This is a genomic window from Saccharopolyspora sp. NPDC002578 (assembly GCF_053592695.1).
In genome coordinates this window covers 348338-367425 of sequence record NZ_JBSFWJ010000001.1, presented here as the reverse complement: position 1 = coordinate 367425, position 19088 = coordinate 348338, and the positions used below count along the sequence as shown (strand labels likewise).

Below are 19088 nucleotides of genomic sequence, written 5' to 3'. Positions count from 1 at the left end.
GCAACCTCAGCCGGTCTCTCGCTGCGGGATCTTTTTCCCGAGTGGCTCCGCCACGAGGGAAAAAGCTGTCCTCGCGAGAGACCGACTGAGAACCCGCGGGTGGTCGCCTTGCTTGCGTGGGCTATTCGCTGCGCGAATACAGGCACGGCCTTCGGCCGCAAGGCAGGCGTGCTCCGCAGCCCAAGGCACGGCTTCGCCGCTAGGCAGGCTCCTTGGCGAGGTGGGGGTTACTGGGGTCGGGGGTGGAGGTGGGCTGCGACCTCGGCGATGTCGGCGGGGGTGACTCGGCAGCAGCCGCCGACGAGGTGGGCGCCGTCGGCGATCCAGCCGGTGACGTGGGCGGCGTCGAAACCGGAGCGGCCGGTCCACAGCTGGTGCTCGGCGTCCCAGCCCTCACCGCTGTTCGGATACACCACCACCGGTTTCCCGCTGACCTCCCGCGCTATCGGCACGGCGCGCGTCGCGTCGGCGGGGGAGCAGCAGTTGATCCCGACGGCCAGCACGTCGTCCCGGCCGGCGGCCACGGCGAACGCCTCCGCCAGCGGTTGCCCGGCCCGGGTGCGCCCACCGGAGATCGTGTACGACAACCAGGCGGGAACGCCGAGCCCGTCGAGCGCGTCGAGCAGCGCGGCGGCCTCGTCCACGTCGGGAACGGTCTCCAGCGCGAACAGGTCCGGCTCGGCCGCCGCGAACGCCTCCATCCGGGGCCGGTGGAACGCGACGAGCTCGCGGTGGCCGAGCCCGTAGCGCCCGCGGTACTCCGAACCGTCCGCGAGCATCGCGCCGTACGGCCCGACGGAGGCGGCGACGAGCCGCCCGGTGCGATGCGCCCCGGTCTTGGAGACCTGGTCCCGCACCGGAGCCAGGTGCGCCGCCTCCCCTGCGAGTTCGACGCTGCGGCGCATCAGTTCGGCCGCCTGCTCGCGGCCGACCCCGTGCGCGGCGAACCCTTCGAAGCTCGCCTGGTACCCGGCGGACTTCGCCACGTCCGCCCCCGCCGCGAAGAACGCCTCGTGCGCGCCGACGATCTTCTCCGGTGCCTCCAGCAGGTACCGGGCCGACCACAGCCCGCCGGAGAGATCCCCGCCGCGCGCCTCCAACTCCGTGGCCAGCCCGCCGTCCAGGATGCGCGGACCGTCCCGGAAGAGGTCCTGCGCCGCGATGCTCATACCCCGAACGGTAATCCCTCCCGGACACTCGCTCACGCCGTCGACCGACCCGGACCGCCGCGCGATCACCAGCTCGGTTGCAGTCCCTCCGCGATGTCGGAGAGGTCGATCCGCAGCAGTTCGTGCAGGTAGAAGATCCGATCGCTGAGCTCGCCGAGCTGCTCGGTGGTCAGTTCGAGCACCGAATCCCCCTGCCGGATCGCCACGCTCTGCGGCGTCGCCACCCCCAGCACCACTTCACCCGTCGCCGGGTTCGCTCCCGCGGGAATGCGCCAGCCTTCTTGCCGCATGATTCCTCCAGTTCGTGATCAACCGATTGCGTGAAGCGGAGGCTAGAAGGCTTCCTCTCGGAACAGCAAGCGGTTACAAAGGCGACTGAGAATTGATGTGGAACGCGTGTAACGGATTCTGTGACAATTGTTCTCGCATGTTCGGAGGTCGGTGGGTGCGGCAGCGCAGCAAGGTGCGTCAGATGGGGCTCGGAGCGGATCTCCGCAAAGCCCGCGAGCAATGCCGGATGTCCACCCGATCGGTGGCCGAGCGGATCGGTGTCTCGCACACCTCGGTCGCGCGCACCGAACTGGGCACGCGAGTCCCGGAGCCGGAGGAGGTCATCGCGCTGTGCGCCGTCTACGGAATCACCGGCAGGCGGCGGGACCAGATGGTCGAGCAGGTCGACGGCACGGACGCGAGCACGGCGTGGCTGGCCACCGGGCCCGCCACCGCACAGCAGATCACCAGCCTCGTCGCCTTGGAAACGAAAGCCTCGGAGATCACGAGTGTTGCGATGAGCCTTGTGCCCGGGTTATTCCAGACCCAGGAATACGCGCGTGCCGTCATCGGATCCGGAGCCGAACAGGAATGGTTGCTCGCCGCTCGGCTCGCACGTCAGGCGTTGTTGACGCGGCCCGATGCGCCGGAAGTCACGGTGCTCATGGACGAACTCGTGCTGAGCAGGCTCATCGGTGGCCCGGATGTCATGCGCGGCCAACTCGGGCATTTGCTTCGGGTGAGCACCAGGCCGAACGTGAGCATCCGAATCATCCCCAGGAGCGCCGGGGCTCATCCGGGCCTCGACGGGCCGTTCATGATGTTGGCCTTTCCGGACCGAGCTCCGCACGTCTACATCGAGGCCCGCCGTGTCGGACTCTTCTTGACTCGTCCGCAGGACGTGGAGCCCTTTACCGATGGCCTGGCCGAACTCGAAGATGTCGTGTTGACCGGTGATCAGTCCGCTGAGCTGATCGAGTCGATCAAGAAGGAGCTGTCCGATGAGTGTGCACCGGTGGAAGAAGAGCACCTACAGCGGATCGAACGGTGATTGCGTGGAGGTGGCCGTCTTGACGGGAGAGGTGGCCGTCCGGGACTCGAAAGCACCGCGCGACGGTCGGCTGCGGGTCTCGCGCGAACGGTGGGGGAGCTTCCTGGGCGCCGTGACCTCCGGCCGCTACGAAGGCTGATCTCGCCCCACGCCGGTCCCGCCTCGGCTGTGAGGACAAGGCCGGAGCGGGACCGGGTTCCGAAGCCTGGGAACTCCGATGCTGGCGGGATCACGCCAGGGTGGCCTGGTCGTGACCTGCGGGTGGAGATCATGTGCGCATGACCGGAGTCGCCTCGTCCACCGCCCGGATCGCCGCCGCGTTCGCCGCGGCCCTGGCGGTCACCCTCGTTCCCGCCGGGACCGCGCACGCCGCGACGGCCTACTGCGAAAGCCTCACCGAGGCCGCCAACCCGGACTGGATGGGCGGGCTGCCCGACGACACCAGCCTCGCCGCGCTGTCCATCCCCGGCACCCACGACACGTTGTCGCTGCACGGTGGGGACATCACGCAGACCCAGGAGGACCACGGCGACAGCGCGGAAACGCTCACCGCGCAGCTCGACGCCGGAGTGCGCGCCATCGACATCCGGGTCCGCAAGGTGGACAACCAGTTCACCATCCACCACGGCACCTTCTACCAGAACGCCAACTTCGCCGATGTGCTGGCGAAAGCGGACGCCTTCCTCGCCGCGCACCCCGGCGAGACGATCCTGATGCGGTTGAAGGCCGAATGCACCGGGGACATCGGGTCCTGCACCGACGAGAACAGCGATCAGGACACCGCGACCATCCTCGACCGCTACGCCGACGAGGACCCCCACGGCGGGCGGCTGCAAAACCCCGCCTCCGACGGCATGCCGACGCTCGGCGACGCCCGCGGCAAGATCGTGCTCGGGTCGCTGCAGGAAGCGCAGGGCGGCCTGGTCGACGGCTACGGCCTCTCCCAGTTCACCAACGACAACTGGGGCGACTACGTGCAGGACGAATACCAGGTGCCCACGATCGGCGACATCGACGACAAGTGGAACCACGTGCGCGACCACTGGGACGAGACGAACTCCGCCGACTCCGGTGAGATGTTCTGGAACTTCACCAGCGGTTCGAGCCTGGGCGCCAACCCGAAGACCGTGTCCTGCGGCACCGGCGGCACCCGCGGCGTCAACGACTACGCGCTGGAACACCTGGCGGGCAACGACGTTCCCCGCACCGGTGTCGTGCTGATGGACTTCCCCGGCGGCGACCTCATCGACGAGGTGATCTCCCGGAATTCCTGACCCGCCGCGGCGGTCTCTCGGGCAGGCATCTCGTGGGCGAACGGGGCAGCGCGCGAACGTGGCGATCGGGCGGGTTCGCCGACGCGTTGGGCGCAGGCCGTTACGACAGCTGACCACTGGAAACCGCTCCGGGAACAAGAAAGATGGACAGGGTCCCCGACGCCACGAGAGAGGGGCCGCCATGTCCGAGGAGTGGCACAGAAGCACCCGCAGCGGGTCCGTGGGCAACTGCGTCGAGGTCGCCCGGCGCGCGGGGGTGACGCTGATCCGCGATTCCAAGCAGCCGCACGGCGCCCGGCTGTGCGTCTCGCGGGAGCGGTGGCGCGGGTTCCTCGTCCTGGTCGGTTCCGACCAGTGGCGTCGCAAGCGCGACGCCTCGGCGCGCTGACCACGGGGGCGGCCCGAGGGGCCGTCGACACGCTCGGTGGGGCGGTGCTGACAGGACGTCAACGCGCGCGAAATCCGTGGTGGAAGCCATGATCGCGTTTTCCGGAACGATGCTGGGTGCCGACGAGGCACCGGGTTAACGTGGGTGCGGACCGGCGAAACGGAGGCGTGATGGACACGGAGAACACGCTCGCGGCACTGCGGGCGCGGGTACCGGAACAGCTGTTGGTGACCGACCCGGACTCCGTCGGCCGCTACGCCCACGACGAAGCCGAATGGGCCCCGCACGGCACCCCGGCCGCCGTCGTGCGCCCGGTGCGCACCGAGGACGTCGTCGCGGTCGTGCGCACCTGCGCCGAGCTGGGGGTTCCGGTGGTGCCGCGCGGCGCGGGCACCGGCCTGTCCGGCGGGGCCAACGCCCTCGACGGGTGCGTGATGATCTCGTTCGAGCACATGAACTCGGTGCTGGAGATCAACCCGCGGGAACAGCTCGCCGTCACCCAGCCGGGAGTGATCAACGACGACTTCCGCGCCGCCTGCCGCGAACACGGGGCCTGGTACCCGCCGGACCCGGCGAGCTCCCCGTGGTCGACCATCGGCGGCAACGTCGCCACCAACGCCGGTGGCGTGTGCTGCGTGAAGTACGGCGTGACCAGGGACTACGTCCTCGGGCTGGAAGCGGTCGTCGGCGACGGGGAGGTCGTGCGGCTCGGGCGGCGCACCGCGAAGGGCGTCACCGGCTACGACCTGTGCGGCTTGTTCGTCGGTTCCGAAGGCACCCTCGGCGTGATCACCGAGATCACGGTCAAATTGCTGCCCGGCGTTCGCGCCCCGGAGCGGACCGTGGTCGGTTACTTCGACTCGCTGGTCGCGGCGGGCGAAGCCGTCGCCGCCGTCGCCGCGTCCGGGGTGGTGCCCTCCGCGCTGGAACTGCTCGACCGGCACTGCCTGCGCGCGGTGGACGAGTGGAAGAACATGGGGCTCAGCGACGAAGCCGAGGTGCTGCTGCTCGGGCGCTCCGACACTCCCGGCGAAGCCGGTGAGCAGGAGGTGGCGACCCTCGTCGAATGCTTCGAGAAGGCCGGTGCGACGTTCAGCGCGGCCTCCACCGATCAGCACGAGGCCGATGCGCTGTTCGCCGCGCGCCGACTGGCCTACCCGGCCCTGGAGCGGCTCGGCCCGCTGCTGACCGAGGACGTGTGCGTGCCGCGAGCGCTGGTGCCGGACATGCTCGCGAAGGTCGAGGCCGCCGCGGTCCGCCACGACACGTTGATCGCGAACATCGCGCACGCGGGCGACGGCAACCTGCACCCGCTGATCATCACCCCGGCCGGGGACGACGCCGCCCGGGAACGGGCGCAGCGCGCGTTCGACGACATCGTCGCCGACGCCATCGCGCTGGGCGGCACGGTCAGCGGCGAACACGGCATCGGCCTGCTCAAGCGGGCGGGCCTGCACGACGAACTCGGGCCCACCGTCGTGGGCATGCACCACGCGGTGAAGAACGGGCTCGACCCCGCCGGGATCTTCAACCCGGGGAAGGTCTTCGGCGAGCCCACCCGCTGAGCGCGCTGCGACAGGATCAAGTCGCAGGTCAGCGCCTCATGAACAACATGATCCGAGTGGAATCGGCGCTTAGCATGGCGAGTGCCGGCGGCGCAGGGGAGTGCGTCGTCGGCCCTTCCTCCTCCGTGGCCAACGCGGTTGACGGTCAGAATCCGGCCGGTGGGCGGACCGCCTCGTAGACGTAGTGGTCCCGGTCGTCGAGCGGGTTGTCCGGGGTCATCTCGCCCTCGGCGACGCGGCGCAGGCCCGCTTTCTCCAGTGCACGCCAGGACGCCCGGTTGGCGGCGGACACGGGCACCACGATCGACGGCGCCTCCGGGTAGTCGTGCCAGGTCGCCTCGACGATCGACCGGATCACGCGGGTGCCCAGCCCGGCACCGATCAGCCGCGGATCGCCGATGAAGTAGTCGAGGCACACCGCCTCCGCCGGAACCTCGATGATCGGTGCGAGCTCGGCCGCGTGCTCCGGGTAGTCGCCGTACCTGCTGCGTTGCAGCAAGCCCACCGGCCGCCCGTCGAGGAACACGAGCAGGTCGTCCGACGGCTCCTCGCCGCGCGCCGCCGCCCCGAAATCGCGCGCGACCGCCGCGGCGGAGTTCTCGTGGTGCCACCACCGGGCCACGTGCGGTTGCGCGAGCCAGCTCCCCAGCAGCGGGAAGTCCTGCTCGGTCAGCGTGCGCCAGCTGATCATCCGATGGCCCGCTCGTGCGGCGGTCGTTGCGGCGGGGCGTCGTGGTCCATGCGGTCACCTCGTGCTTCGGCGGAGGAGGTCACGGGCGGCACCCTCGATGGAATCCTCGCTCAGCAGCACGTGCTGGGCCGCGCCCCCGAGCGGGATGAAGCTGTCCGCACTGGTGACCCGCGCGATCGAGCCCGTGAAACCGGCGTCCACCAGTGCCGTCACCACCGGTTCGGACACGCCCCCGGAGCGCCTCGTCTCGTCGGCCACCAGCACCCGCCCGGTCGCCATCGCCGCGGTGAGCAGGTCCTCGGTGGGCAGCGGACTCAGCCAGCGCAGGTCCAGCACGCGGACACCGACACCTTCGCGCTCCAACCGCCGCGCGACCCGCAGGCAGCGCGGCACGCCGTTGCCGAAGGTCACCAAGGTCAACTCGTCGCCGCTGCCGTGCGTGCGGGCGCTGCCGATCGGCACGTGCCCGTCGCCGGGCGCCGGGTAGCGGGCGAGCCACGCGTTGTCGCCCGGCTCGTGGAGATCCCGCTCGTGGTAGAGCGCGATGGGTTCCAGGAACGCGCACACCCGGCCGTCCACCCGCGCCGCGGCGATGCAGGTGCGCAGCATCGCGGCGGCGTCGTCCGGGCAGGACGGGGAGGCGACCACCAGGCCGGGGATGTCGCGCAGCGCCGCCACCGAGTTGTCGTTGTGGAAGTGCCCGCCGAAGCCCTTCTGGTAGCCGTAACCCGCGATGCGCACCACCATCGGATTGCGGAACCGGCCGTTGGAGAAGAACCCGAGAGTGGCGGCCTCGCCGCGCAACTGGTCGGCCGCGTTGTGCAGGTAGGCCAGGTACTGGATCTCCGGAACCGGCACCATCCCGGCGAGGCCCGCGCCGAGCGCGGTGCCGAGGATGCTCTGCTCGTCGAGCAGCGTGTCGAACACGCGGAGGCCGCCGAACGCGCGGCGCAAGCCCCGCGTCACCCCGTAGACCCCGCCCTTGCCCGCCACGTCCTCGCCGAAGACCAGCGTGCCCGGATCGGTGGCCAGCGCGTCGGCCAGGCCGCGGTTGATCGACTCGGCCAGGGTGAGCGGTCCGGCCGATTCCGGTGCGTTCTCACCGAAGTGCCGTGCGCGCTGCGCGGTCCGGTGGGCCGCCCGGTCTCGCACCGCGCCGGGATCGGCGGGGGCGATGGCGGCCATCACCTCGGCCCGGTCGGCGAGCTTGGGGCGGGACAGCACTTCTTCGGCGATCCGAGCGACCTCGGCGCGCCACGACTCGTATCGGTCGAGGACCTCGGCGGGGGAGCGGGCGCCGCGGTGGATCAGTGCGGCGGCGGTGGCCAGCAGCGGGTCCCGGTCGTAGTCGGCGAGGATCTCCGACCGCGTCCGGTACCCGGATTCCACATCGGACCCCGCGTGCCCCATCAGGCGGACGGTGCGCAGGTGCAGCAGCGCGGGCCTGCGGTGCTCGCGCACCCACTCCGCCAGCTCCGCCGCCGTTTCCAAGCACTGAGCGGGATCGGCACCGTCCACTGCGGAATAGCGGATCCCCGGGTGGCGGGAGTGCGCCGAGGCCACCCACTCCGGTGGGGTGCGCACGCTGATGCCGAGCCCGTTGTCCTCGCAGACCAGCAGCAGCGGCATCGGCAACCCCTGGTGCGCGCAGTGCGCGGCGGCGTTGATCGCGCCGAGCGCGGTGGAGTGGTTCGCCGAGGCGTCGCCGAAGCTGCTCACCACGACCGCGTCGGCGGGCCACTCGGACGTGACGTCCAGCCGTTCGGCGCGGCCCACCGAGAAGGCCAGCCCCATCGCCCGAGGCAGGTGGGAGGCGATGGTGGAGGTCTGCGGGATGATCCCGAGCTCGCCGTGCCCGAACACCTTGTGCCTTCCCGCGGAGATCGGTTCCTCGGCCGAGGCGACCACGCCGAGCAGTACGTCGCGCACCGGGTCCCGGCCCGGTACCTGGTGCGCCCGGCGCAGGTAGAACCCGCCGGAGCGGTAGTGCAGCAGCGCCGGATCGGTGGGGCGCAGGGCCGCGGCCACCGCCGCGTTCGACTCGTGGCCGGAGGAGCCGATGCTGTAGTAGCCGAGCTTGCGGCGACCCAACTCGCGCGCGGCGAAGTCCAGGTGCCTGCTGCCCGCTTGCGCGTCGAACAGCGCCAGCAACTGCGGCGCCGAGCTCGCACCCGGTGCGCCCGCGACGTCGGGACGCGGCGGTCCCGCTCCGGCGGGGGGACCGGTGAGCGCCTGCACCGCCGACAGGAAGTGCTCGTCGATCTGCTCGACGTGATCGCTGCCCTGGCTCATCACCGCTCCGCTCCGCTGTCCCGAGTCCCCGACGCTCCGGTGCCGACGCCGTGCCACCGCAGATCAGGCGGACCACCGGGTGGCGACGGGGGCACCTCCGCCGGCAGCTCCCGCGGATCCGGTTCGGGGTGGTGCGCCGCGGTGTCCGGTCCCCAGAGCACGGCGAGCTCGGAGCCCGCCCGGTGCAGGCAGTCCAGTGCGATGGGCAGCAGCGGGTTGGTGTTCTCCTTGCGGTACAGGGCGCGCACCCGGCGCTGCGGCTGCCGCCCGGCGATGCGGGTCACCCGGACCGACCCCGTCCCGAGTGCCAAGCCGGGCAGCATCGCGACCCCCATGCCGCGGGCCACCAGGTCCCGGATGACCGAGTAGTCGTTGCTGCGGAAGGTGATGCGCGGGACGAAGCCGCTGGCCGCCGCGAGCCGGACCAGCGAGCGCGCCCCGGCGGTGTCGCGGCGGGTGCAGATCCACGGTTCGTCGGCGAGTTCGTGCAGCGAGATCTCCGCGGCCCCGGCCAGCCGGTGCGAGCCCGGGAGCACGAGGCGCAGCGGCTCGGACACCACTTCGTCCACGCGCAGGTCCGTCGGCCACTGCCGCGGGTCCAGGTCGTACTCGAACACGACCGCCGCGTCGAGCACCCCGTCGAGCACGCTGTCGACGACCTCGTCCGGTTCGCCCTCGTCCAGCTGCAGCTCGGCGTGCGGGCGCTGCTCGATCACCGAGGCCAGCACGCCGGGCAGGATGCGGGCGTTGGCGGTGGCGAACCCGGCCAGCCGCAGGCTGCCCTCCTCCCCGCTGACCATCGCGCGCACCTCGCGCTCCAGGGATTGCAGCGCGCCCAGCGCGTCCCGGCTGCGCTCGGCAAGCCGGGACGCGAGCGCGGTGCACCGGGCGCTGCGCGCCGAGCGCTCGAACAGCGGTGCTCCGACGGCGCGTTCGAGCAACGCCATCTGCTGCGACACCGCGGACGCGGTGTAGCCGAGGGCTCTGCCCGCCTCCGCGAACGAGCCGGTGCGCACGCATTCCTGCAAGGTGCGCAGGTGGATCGGGTTGAGCATGTGATCAGCCGCCCGCGCCGACCGGTTCGGCCTCGACAGTCGCGAGCCGCCCGCGCAGTTCCATCGCGGCGCGCACCCGGCTCTGCGCGATGTCCAGTGCGGCGGAGTGCGGGTCGACCCCGTGCTCCAATGCCGAGCGCAGCACCAGCCGGGTGTTGTCCCGGCACCGCTGCGCGACCTCGTCGAGGATGCGGTCCGGTGCCGGGCGGAACGCGGATCGACGGGCGTCCATCGCGAAGCCGGCGGCGATGGCCCCGCCCGCGTTGGCGATGAAGTCCGGTACGACGGTGACCCCACGCGCCGCCAGCGCGGCCCGCGCGTCCGGTGTGGTCGGGAGGTTCGCGCCCTCCACGACGACTTCGGCCCGGACCTCCGCCGCGACGCGTTCCCCGAGCACGTCCTGCCCGGCCGCGGGGATCAGCACGTCGCAGTCGACCACCAGCTCCTCGCCGCGGTCGAGGCGCTTGGCCGCCGGAGCGCCGTGCACGCACGCGTCGCCGTGCTCGGCGCGCCGCGCCAGCCACGACGGCACGTCGAGTCCGTCCGGATCGTGCACGCCACCGTCCACGGTGGACAGTGCGACGACCTGGGCGCCCAGCTCGTGCAACCGCCGCACGGCCGCGGCACCCACCGCGCCGAACCCCTGGACCGCGACCCGCGTGCCCGCCATCGGCCGGTTCCGCAGTTCCAGCGCGGCGGCGAGCGCGGCGACCACGCCATGACCGGTCACGCCGAGCTCGTCGTAGGGGACTCCGCCCAGCACCTCCGGGACGCCCACGGCGGTGCCCCGATCGCCGAGTTCGTCCTGGATGATCGCCGCGTCCCGCTCGGTCATGCCCATGTCGAGGCCGGCGACGTAGCTGGCCGGGATCTGATCTGCGAGCTTGCGGGCGAAGGCGCGCACGATCCGTTCTTTGTCGGGGGCCGCCGGGTCGGCCACGATGCCCGCCTTGGCACCGCCGTGGAACAGGTCGGCCGCCGCCCACTTCCACGTCATCACCCGGGCCAGCCTGGCGATCTCGGCGACGCTCACCGTCGGGCTCATCCGGATCCCGCCCTTGCCGGTGCCACGGGCCGTGTTGTCGACCACCAGCACGCCCCGCATCCCGCTGCGGGAATCGGAGACGCAGACGATCTTCTCGGGTCCCCATTCGTCGATCGACTGCAACAGGTCGTTCACGACTGCCTCCTGCGTGGTCCGTCCGAAGTGAGCTGGGTGGTGGCCGTGGCGGAACCGCGACGGCATCGGCACTGCGAAATCCCGTCCGGAAGTGGTGCCGGCGCACGAGGAATCGCTGTCCCCGTGCGGCGACCGGCGCGAACCTCCGGTGGTCTTGCTGTTCCGGTGGCTCCCGGTCAGCGGAGCTGCCGCTGACCGGGAACACCGGCGAAACGCGTGGAGCGAACCGTCAGACGAGGTTGCGCTCCGGTCGGTGGGCGGCGCGGGCGAAGCGGTCGACGCTCAAGCCCCCGACGTCCACCTCGGGTGGTCGGCCGAGGACGAGGTCGCGGACCACCTCGCCCACCGCCGGGCTCTGCAGGAAGCCGTGCCCGGAGAAGCCCGTCGCATAGCGGAATCCGTCCACTTCGGACGAAGCGCCGATCAGCGCGTTGTGGTCCGGGCTCAGCTCGTACAACCCCGCCCAGCGGTGCGCCGCACCGATCGCGGACAACGCGGGCGCTCGCCGAGCCACGGTGTCGGCGAGAACGTCGAGCCACCGGTCGTCGGTGCGCGATTCGGTGCTCTCGACCGGATCCGGCATGCCCATCAGCAGGCCGGGCCCTTCGTCGTGGAAGTAGAACCCGGTGCTGAAGTCGATCGTGAACGGCAGTCGATCAGGCAGGCTGGGGACCGGCTCGGTGACCAGGATCTGCCGCCGCAAGCGCCGCACCGGTAACTCCACCCCGGCCATCGCGCCCACCTCGGCCGACCAGGCGCCCGCCGCGCAGATCACGGTGGACGTGGCCACTGCGCCGGCATCGGTGCGCACGCCGGTGATCCTGCCGCCGGACACCTCGATGCCCTCGACCGCGCAGTGCCGGCGGACGTCACCGCCGAACCGCCGGACACCGGCGGCGTAGCCCTGCACGACCGCGTCGGGCGTGCAGTGCCCGTCGGTGGGGGAGAAGGCACCGGCTAGGACGCCGTCGACCGACACCAGCGGGGCGAGTTCGCCCGCTTCCCGCGCGGTGAGCATCCGGCTCGGCACGCCGAGTTCGTTCTGCAACCGCACGGAGTTCTCGAACTCCGCCACGTCCGCCGGGTCCGAGAGCAGGAACAGGTAGCCGTGCCTGCGCAGGTCGATCTCCCCGCCCGGCCGCTCCGCGAACCGCTCGAAGGCGCGGAGGCTGCGGGCGCCCAGCGCGATGTTGACCGGATCGGAGAACTGCGCCCGCACCCCGCCCGCGGCCTTGCCGGTGCTGCCCGACCCGAGCTCGTCGCGTTCCAGCAGGAGCACCTGCGTTCCCGCCTCGGCGAGGTGGAAGGCGATGGACGTGCCCATCGCCCCGCCGCCGATCACGACGACCTCGGCCCGGACCGGCAGGGTCACGAGGTGCCGCCCAGTTCGGGCGGCAGCCGGTATCCCCGGTCCGGTTCGACGGTGGCGACGTCCATCTGCGCCTTCTGCAACTTCCCGGAGAAGTCCCAGTTCAGCGACTGCCATCGGGTGAACTGGTCGAGTACCCAGATGCCCGACTGGCGGCTGCCGTTGCCGGAGCGGCCGTTCCCGCCGAAGGGGAGGTGCGCCTCGGCCCCGGAGGTCGAGTTGTTCACGCTGACCATCCCCGCCCCGGTGCCCTGGCGGAACCGGAAAGCGGTGGCCGGGTCGGAGGTGTAGACGGCCGCGGAGAGCCCGTAGCCGGGCGCGTTGCCCAGTTCGATCGCTTCGTCGAGGTCGTCGAAGGTGCTCACCCCGACGATCGGGCCGAAGGTCTCCTGAGTGAACACGTGGTCGTCCGGGCGCAGTCCGTCCAGCAGCACCGGGTGGTAGAACAAGCCCGCTTCCGGATCGCCCTGGAACCCGGCGCGCGGGGCGGTGGCACCGATGCGGCCGACCGCGGAGGACCCGAGCACCTTGTGGTGATCGGCGATGGTGCTGAGCACCGATTCGAAGCCGTCGGCGAACTTCTGGTCCAGCAGCGGTCCGTACAGCACGTCCCCGGCCGGGTCGCCGATCACCGCGGCCCGCAGCGCCTGGTCCAACCGGCCGACGAACTCGTCGTGCACGTCGCGGTGCACGATCAGGTTGCCCAGCGAGGTGCAGCGCTGCCCGGCGGTGCCCCACCCGGAGAACAGCGCGCCCTCGACGGCGAGGTCGAGGTCCGCGTCCGCGGCCACCACCATCGGGTTCTTCCCGCCGAGTTCGAGGCACGGGCTCTGCGTGTACTTGCCGCACAGCTCACCGACCCGGGAGCCCACCGCGCTGGAACCGGTGAAGCCGACCTTGTCGACGAGGCCGTCCCGCAACGCGGACTCCAAGCCCGCGAAGGTGGCCTCCCCGTCGGCGTAGACCAGGTTCAGCACGCCCTGCGGAACTCCCGCGCGCCAAGCCAGTTCGGCGACCGCCCGCGCGGCCGCCGCCGCGTACTCGGCAGGCTTCCACACCACCGCGTTGCCGCACAGCAGCGCCGGAACCAGGTACCAGGACGGCACCGCCACCGGGAAGTTGCCCGCCGTGATCACCATCGCGACGCCCACCGGAACGCGGAAGGTGAACAGCTGCTTGTCCGGCATCTCCGACGGGACCGTCTGGCCGTAGAGCCTGCGCCCCTCGCCCAGGAAGAAGTCGCAGGTGTCGACGATCTCCTGGACCTCGCCGAGCGCCTCGGCGTAGGGCTTGCCGATCTCGCGGGTCACCAGCCGGGCCAGCGATTCCTTGTTCGCCTCGACCAGTCTGCCGAGCTCGGCCACGACACGACCGCGCACCGGAGCGGGCACCTGCGCCCACTCGCGCTGCGCGGCGCGGGCGGCAGCGGCCGCCGCGTGCACGTCCTCCGGGCCGCTCAACTCGACCCGCGCCACCACGTCGTCCAGCCGGGCGGGGTTGCGGGACGAGTACTCCGCCGATCCTGACCCGGGGGCTCCGGCTCCGGGGGCCGCCTCGCGCGGGGCTGCTCCGATCACCGAACTCACCGTCGTCGACACCGTGGTCCACCTCTTCCTCATCCGTGCGGGCGTGTGCAGTGCGGTCGTGCTGCCGGTCGAGACGTCGCGGAGGTCGCGACGGTCGGTGCCGATGTCGGAGCCGGGCGGCCGTGGCCGCGGCGGCCTCGGGTTTCGGGGGCGTGGCTGGCGTCTTCCCGCGTGTGCGGCCCGGACCGCAGTCCGAACCGCCGGAACCGGCCTGCGTTGTGCCGCCGGTCACGAAACCCACCGTAACCGCGCAGGCGTTCGAACATCGAGCATCAGAAGAGTGATTTCCTGGTTCTCTGAGCGACAGTTCTGCTGTTGCTCAGAACGATCACCACCACCGCCCGCCTACCGTGTGCCGGTGGCGGGGGAGCGGCGAGCTTGGAGGCACGGATGACGGACATGATGTGGACCGACGCGGACGTGACCGCGGCGCTGGACCTCGACACGGCGATCCGCTCGCAGCGCACGGCCTTCGCGGCGCTGGGCGACGGTCGCGCGCGGCTGGCCCAGAAGGTCTCGGTCCCCAGCGGCACCGGTACCGCGCTGGGCTACCTCGGCACGATCTCCCCGGAGCACGGCGCGGTGAGCAAGCTCGTCGCCGCGCACCCCGGCAACGCCGAGCGTGGACTGCCCGTGATCTCGGCGACCGTGCTGGTGCTCGACGCCGCCGACGGCCGCGTCCGGGCCGTCATGGCCGCGACCGCGCTGACCGAGCTGCGCACCGCCGCGGGCAGCGCCGTCGCCGTCGACGTGCTGGCGCCGGAATCGGCCGACGAACTGGCGGTGCTCGGCTCCGGGGTGCAGGCCCGCGCGCACGTGCGCGCGATCACCCGGGTGCGCGCGCTGCGGACGGTGCGGATCCACGGCCGCGACCGGCGGCGCCGGGAGGCACTCGCGAGCGAACTCGCCGCCGAACTGGACCTGGACGTGCGCGCCGCGGACACCGCGCAGCAGGCGGTGCGCGGCGCTTCGCTCGTCGCCGCGTGCACGCTCAGCACCGAGCCGGTGATCACCGCCGACGAGGTCGAACCCGGTGCCACGGTGGTGTCGGTGGGCAGCTTCGAACCGCACCGGCGGGAGGTGGACGACGAGCTCGTGCGGCGCGCCGACCTGGTCGTCGTCGACGACGTGGACACCGCCGCGCACCACGCCGGACCGATCGTGCGCGCGCTGGAACGCGGTGACCGCACCCGCGAGCGGCTGCACTCGCTGGGGGAGGTGCTGACCGGGCGTGCACCGGGCAGGACCGATCCGGGGCAGCTGGTGTTCTACAACAGCGTCGGAATCGGCGTCCAGGACGCCGCCGCGGCGCACGCCGCGCTCGGAACGCTGTGAGGGGGAGCGGCCGGATGGGCTTCGCGGAGCGGTTGGAGGCGTCCCTGGCGGAGGCCCGGCGGGATTTCCCGGGCCGGATCGGGTTCGCCGCGTGGGACTTGGACGAGCGCGTTCCCGTGCTGGTGGAGGCGGAGCGCGAAGTGCATCCGGCGAGCACCATCAAGGTGCTCGTCATGATCGCCGCTTTGCGGGAGGTCCACGCAGGACGGTTCGCCTTGGACACCGAAGTGCCCCTCCCGGAGCAGCGGGCGGGCGGTTTCGGGGTGCTGCGGGAGTTGCGCGGCGTGCACCGGCTCACGCTCGCCGACCTGATCACGCTCATGATCGTCGTCAGCGACAACGCGGCGACGAACGCGGTGATCGACACCGTCGGGTTCCCGGCGATCGCGAGCTGCGCCGAGGATCTCGGCTGCCTCGCCACCCGGGTCGAACGGCGCTTGATGGACGTCGACGCGCCGGGACGCAACACCACCTGCGCGCTGGACCAGGCGCGGATCCTGGACCGGCTCGCGACCGGCCGGGCGCTGCCGGTGGCGCTCACCGTGCACGCGTTGGACGTGCTGTCCCGCCAGCAGATCCGGGACCGGCTGCCCGCCGCGCTGCCGGTGGAGGCGCGGTGCTGGAACAAGACGGGCGAGATCCAGGGATCCCGCCACGACGTGGCGTTGATCGGGGACGACCGGCCGCGCGCGGTGGTCGCGGTGCTGGTGGACGAGCTCACCGACGAACCGTCCCGCCGCGGCGCCGGGCGCAGTCCGGTGTACGACCGGATCGCGGACCTGGGGCTGCGGGTGTTCCGCGCGCTCGGCTGAGGAAATCCTTGCGTGGGAAGGGTTTCCTCCCGATCCGCGCCCGGTGACTACAGCAACACCTTGCGCGCCAAGCTGAACGTGCCGAGGTCGCCGGATCAGCGCCGGTGCACGACGGCTCCGTCCACGATGGTCAGATCGACCCGGGCGCGCCCGATTTCCGCGCTGGGCGCGGAGAACGGGTCGCGATCGAGCACCGCGAGATCGGCCGCCTTGCCCACTTCCAGCGACCCCGTCTCCGCGGCGAACCCGTTCGCCCGAGCGCTGCCCAGGGTGTGCACCGCGAGCGCCGTGCCGAGCTCGAGCGCCTGCTCCGGCAGGAACGGGTCCGTCCCGCCCGGCTCGCAGCGGGTGACCGCGGCGTGCACCGCGCTCAGCGGCGCCACGTCGGAGACCGGCCAGTCGCTGCCCGCGGCCAGCGGCGCCCCCGCGTCGAGCAACGACCGGAAAGGGTACTGCCGCGCGGCGCGTTCGGCGCCCAGACGGGGAATCGTCAGCTCGGTCATGGCCGCGTCGTTGATCGCCCAGGCCTCCTGGACGTTCGCCGTGACCCCGAGCTCCCGGAAGCGCGGGAGGTCCTCGGTCCGGATGACCTGGACGTGCGCGATCTGGTGGCGCAGGCCGGAGCCCGGCGCGGCGGCCACCGCGTCCAGCGCGTCGCGCACCGCGCGGTCCCCCACGGCGTGGAAGTGCACCGCGAACCCCTCGGCGCTGAGCAGGCCGACCACCTCGCGGAGCGCGTCGGCCGACAGGTGCGAGAGACCGCTGCGGCGCTCGCCGAGGTAGGGCCGCACCATCGATGCCGTCCGGTTCTCGCAGACACCGTCGATCATGAGCTTCACGTGGTCCGCGCGGAACCGCGCTCCGCGAGCCCGCGCCCGGCGTTCGACGAGCTCCGGCAGCTGCTCCGGACCTCGACGCCGATCCCACCAGAGCGCGCCCTGCACCCGGCCGGTCAGCAGCCCCTGCTCGTCGAGCGCGCGGTAGGTGTCCAGGACGTCGGAGTGCCCGAGGTAGGCGCCGACGATCGCGTCCTGCCACCCGGTGACGCCGTGGGCGTGCAGCAGCCGCTGCCCCTCCAGCAGCGCCGCCCGGTACTCGGCGGGATCCGGGGCGGGCAGCGCGCGGGCGACGAGGTCGGCGGCGCCCTCGTGCAAGGTCCCGGCGGGACGGCCGCGGGCGTCCCGTTCGATCCACCCGTCCGGTGGATCAGGGGTCGTCGCGTCCACTCCCGCGATCCGCAAAGCTGCGGTGTTCACCCACGCGCTGTGATGATCGCGGTTGATCAGGTACGCCGGACGGGACCCCGTGACCTCGTCGAGCGCGGCGGCGGTCGGCGCGCCGCCGGGGAAGTGCGCCGAGTCCCAGCCACCGCCCAGGACCCACCGGCCGCCGGAATCGTGCCCGGCGATCGACCGGAGGCAGTCCGCGGCGTCCGCCGCCTCCATGAGGTCGCACCGCAACCGGAGCAACCCGCCGAACACCGGGTGCGCGTGCGCGTCCTGGAAACCGGGCAGCAGCAACCGCCCCCGCAGCGCGACGACCTCGGTCCGCTCGGTGATCAGCGCACGCACCGCCGCCGTCCCCAGCGCGGTGATGCGGCCGTCGCGCACCGCCACCGCGTCCGTGCGCGAACCGGCGGCGTCCATGGTGGCCACCGGTCCGTCCACGAACGCCAGGTCGGCCCCCGTCAGCGATGCTCCTCGCCGGTGATCACCGAAACCGCGAGTTCCCGCAGGTGTTCGTCTACCTCGGGCACCTGGAACCCGGCCCGGCGGATGTGCGAGACGAGCTCCGCGTCCGGCGGGACCCCGTGGGTGCGCAGGTAGTAGCCCACCGCGCCGGGCCAGATCCACTGGCCGTCGGTGTGGAAGGTCAGCGGCACCGACGCGGGCGCCGCGGGGTCGAGCTGATCGGTGTCGTAGCTGCGCGCGGCGAGCACGATCGGAGCGTGGTCGAGGTAGTCGACGAGACCGGTGAGCTCGTTCATGGCGACCTCCGGGCGGTCCACCTGGGGCCGTCCGCCCTCGTCGACCGCGTCGAAGACCTCCGCGGTGCGCAGCGCGGGCGCGCGCGTGGCGGTGCCCGTCGCGTCCGGCACCCCGGCGTTGCGCGCGAGCCAACCGGGGATGTTCACGCCCGCGCGGGGGTAGGTGCGCAGCTCCGCGGCGAAGGCCTCGGCGGGCGGCGGGTGCTGCCAGGACGGCTCGTAGTCACCGTTGAAGTCCACGCTGTAGCTGCTGGGGCGCTGCAACCGGTACAGCGCGCTGATCCAGGTGCCCCGGTCCGGTTCGTGCATGCCGTGGCGGAGCCGGCCGAACAGCTCTCCGAGCTCCGCGGGCACGGCCAGCGGGATCGGCGTGCCGTTGGGAGCGAGCAGCTGCGCGGTGATCTCCGAGTGCGCGCCGACCGCGCGGTACTCGACGGTCACCTCGCTCCACGCCGGCGGCATCGAGCGCAGCAGCACCCGGCCGACGTCCTGGATGAGGTTCTGCTGCGCCGTTTGGTCCAGCGCGCCCGGTGGACCTTGCGGGTCCGGTCGGTGGGGCCCCTGCTCGGGGAGTCCCGGTTGGCTCATGCCTGCATCCTCCCAGTCGCGCGCGGGGAGCGGAGCGGATTCCCCGAACTCATACCCGCGCGACGCCCTGCCTTTACCCGCGCGAAGCCTGACCCCGACGCGGTGAACAACTGCCGCGCCCAGAGCTTAAGACCCCGGACGAGTGAGTGTCGGCGGCCAGTTGCCGGTATCCGCCCGATCTTCGATTAGCCTGGTCAGAGGCTTGTCGGCAGATCACGCCGAGGTTTCGCCGTGAACTTCGGATGTCGGAGCGAATGTCGGATACGACGATTGTTGACAATAAATCCAGCTCGGGTTTAGCTTCGATCCATCGCCAGCGAGACACGGAGGTGACCATGCGGGCCAACGAGTACGGCCTTCCCCGTCCCCTCCGCTGGCTGTCGTCTTCATCGCTCTGGCTGCGACATTGAGGCTGACCACCGCCTGCCGGCGGTGGTCACTCCGCAGCGCGTGCGGCCGGCCGAACTCGGGCCCCG

Annotated in this window: 17 protein-coding genes; 7 read left to right on the top strand and 10 right to left on the bottom strand. The window is 72.0% G+C overall.

The window, feature by feature from the left end:
* Positions 1-227: 227 nt before the first annotated feature.
* Positions 228-1169: a homocysteine S-methyltransferase gene (gene mmuM / locus ACWD38_RS01645; protein WP_450123091.1), complete on the bottom strand. Its 942-nt coding sequence runs from the start codon at positions 1167-1169 to the stop codon at positions 228-230.
* 65 nt (positions 1170-1234) lie between these two features.
* Complete coding sequence (locus tag ACWD38_RS01640; RefSeq protein WP_184479427.1) at positions 1235-1459, bottom strand: hypothetical protein; 225 nt, start codon at positions 1457-1459, stop codon at positions 1235-1237.
* A 155-nt stretch (positions 1460-1614) separates the two neighbouring features.
* Here ACWD38_RS01640 and ACWD38_RS01635 point away from each other — a divergent pair, with 155 nt between their 5' ends.
* The 5 genes from ACWD38_RS01635 to ACWD38_RS01615 all read left to right on the top strand — a co-directional run bounded on the left by ACWD38_RS01635 (position 1615) and on the right by ACWD38_RS01615 (position 5717).
* Positions 1615-2490 (top strand): Scr1 family TA system antitoxin-like transcriptional regulator, encoded by an 876-nt coding sequence (locus tag ACWD38_RS01635; protein ID WP_184479426.1) that lies wholly within the window; start codon positions 1615-1617, stop codon positions 2488-2490.
* Positions 2491-2509: 19 nt separating this feature from the next.
* Positions 2510-2629 (top strand): DUF397 domain-containing protein, encoded by a 120-nt coding sequence (locus ACWD38_RS01630; RefSeq protein ID WP_425503549.1) that lies wholly within the window; start codon positions 2510-2512, stop codon positions 2627-2629.
* A 139-nt stretch (positions 2630-2768) separates the two neighbouring features.
* Positions 2769-3764 carry a phosphatidylinositol-specific phospholipase C gene (locus ACWD38_RS01625; protein WP_184479424.1) on the top strand — a complete coding sequence of 332 codons (996 nt, stop codon included), beginning with the start codon at positions 2769-2771 and terminating at the stop codon, positions 3762-3764.
* A gap of 181 nt (positions 3765-3945) precedes the next feature.
* Positions 3946-4152, top strand: a complete 207-nt coding sequence (locus ACWD38_RS01620) for a DUF397 domain-containing protein (RefSeq protein ID WP_184479423.1) — start codon at positions 3946-3948, stop codon at positions 4150-4152.
* A gap of 170 nt (positions 4153-4322) precedes the next feature.
* A complete protein-coding gene (locus ACWD38_RS01615; RefSeq protein ID WP_184479422.1) occupies positions 4323-5717 on the top strand; it encodes an FAD-binding oxidoreductase in 1395 nt (464 codons plus the stop codon).
* A gap of 145 nt (positions 5718-5862) precedes the next feature.
* On the opposite strand, the gene ACWD38_RS01610 is transcribed toward ACWD38_RS01615, so the two are convergent.
* The 6 genes from ACWD38_RS01610 to ACWD38_RS01585 form a co-directional block, all read right to left on the bottom strand.
* Positions 5863-6408 (bottom strand): GNAT family N-acetyltransferase, encoded by a 546-nt coding sequence (locus ACWD38_RS01610; RefSeq protein ID WP_450123090.1) that lies wholly within the window; start codon positions 6406-6408, stop codon positions 5863-5865.
* A gap of 54 nt (positions 6409-6462) precedes the next feature.
* On the bottom strand, positions 6463-8700 hold the full coding sequence (locus tag ACWD38_RS01605) for a thiamine pyrophosphate-dependent enzyme (RefSeq protein ID WP_450123089.1): 2238 nt from the start codon (positions 8698-8700) through the stop codon (positions 6463-6465).
* Entirely contained in the window at positions 8700-9755 is a 1056-nt protein-coding gene (locus ACWD38_RS01600; protein ID WP_184479419.1) for a LysR family transcriptional regulator, read from the bottom strand. Before ACWD38_RS01600 ends, ACWD38_RS01605 begins: the two co-directional genes overlap by 1 nt.
* Positions 9756-9759: 4 nt before the next feature.
* Positions 9760-10935 carry a Glu/Leu/Phe/Val family dehydrogenase gene (locus ACWD38_RS01595; protein WP_343071405.1) on the bottom strand — a complete coding sequence of 392 codons (1176 nt, stop codon included), beginning with the start codon at positions 10933-10935 and terminating at the stop codon, positions 9760-9762.
* A gap of 229 nt (positions 10936-11164) precedes the next feature.
* Positions 11165-12307, bottom strand: coding sequence for an NAD(P)/FAD-dependent oxidoreductase (locus ACWD38_RS01590; protein WP_343071404.1), 1143 nt, complete (start codon positions 12305-12307; stop codon positions 11165-11167).
* The gene (locus ACWD38_RS01585) at positions 12304-13902 is read right to left on the bottom strand and encodes an aldehyde dehydrogenase family protein (RefSeq protein ID WP_343071403.1); all 1599 of its coding nucleotides are present in this window, start codon (positions 13900-13902) and stop codon (positions 12304-12306) included. Before ACWD38_RS01585 ends, ACWD38_RS01590 begins: the two co-directional genes overlap by 4 nt.
* Positions 13903-14280: 378 nt before the next feature.
* On the opposite strand from ACWD38_RS01585, the gene ACWD38_RS01580 reads away from it, so the two are divergent.
* A complete protein-coding gene (locus ACWD38_RS01580; RefSeq protein ID WP_184479417.1) occupies positions 14281-15225 on the top strand; it encodes an ornithine cyclodeaminase family protein in 945 nt (314 codons plus the stop codon).
* A 14-nt stretch (positions 15226-15239) separates the two neighbouring features.
* Complete coding sequence (locus ACWD38_RS01575; RefSeq protein WP_184479416.1) at positions 15240-16037, top strand: serine hydrolase; 798 nt, start codon at positions 15240-15242, stop codon at positions 16035-16037.
* A gap of 95 nt (positions 16038-16132) precedes the next feature.
* Here the strand turns inward: ACWD38_RS01575 and ACWD38_RS01570 are convergent, their stop codons facing one another.
* Together ACWD38_RS01570 and ACWD38_RS01565 are read right to left on the bottom strand one after the other, a co-directional pair.
* Entirely contained in the window at positions 16133-17683 is a 1551-nt protein-coding gene (locus tag ACWD38_RS01570; RefSeq protein WP_450123097.1) for an amidohydrolase, read from the bottom strand.
* 41 nt (positions 17684-17724) lie between these two features.
* The gene (locus ACWD38_RS01565) at positions 17725-18612 is read right to left on the bottom strand and encodes a hypothetical protein (RefSeq protein ID WP_184479415.1); all 888 of its coding nucleotides are present in this window, start codon (positions 18610-18612) and stop codon (positions 17725-17727) included.
* Positions 18613-19088: the final 476 nt, after the last annotated feature.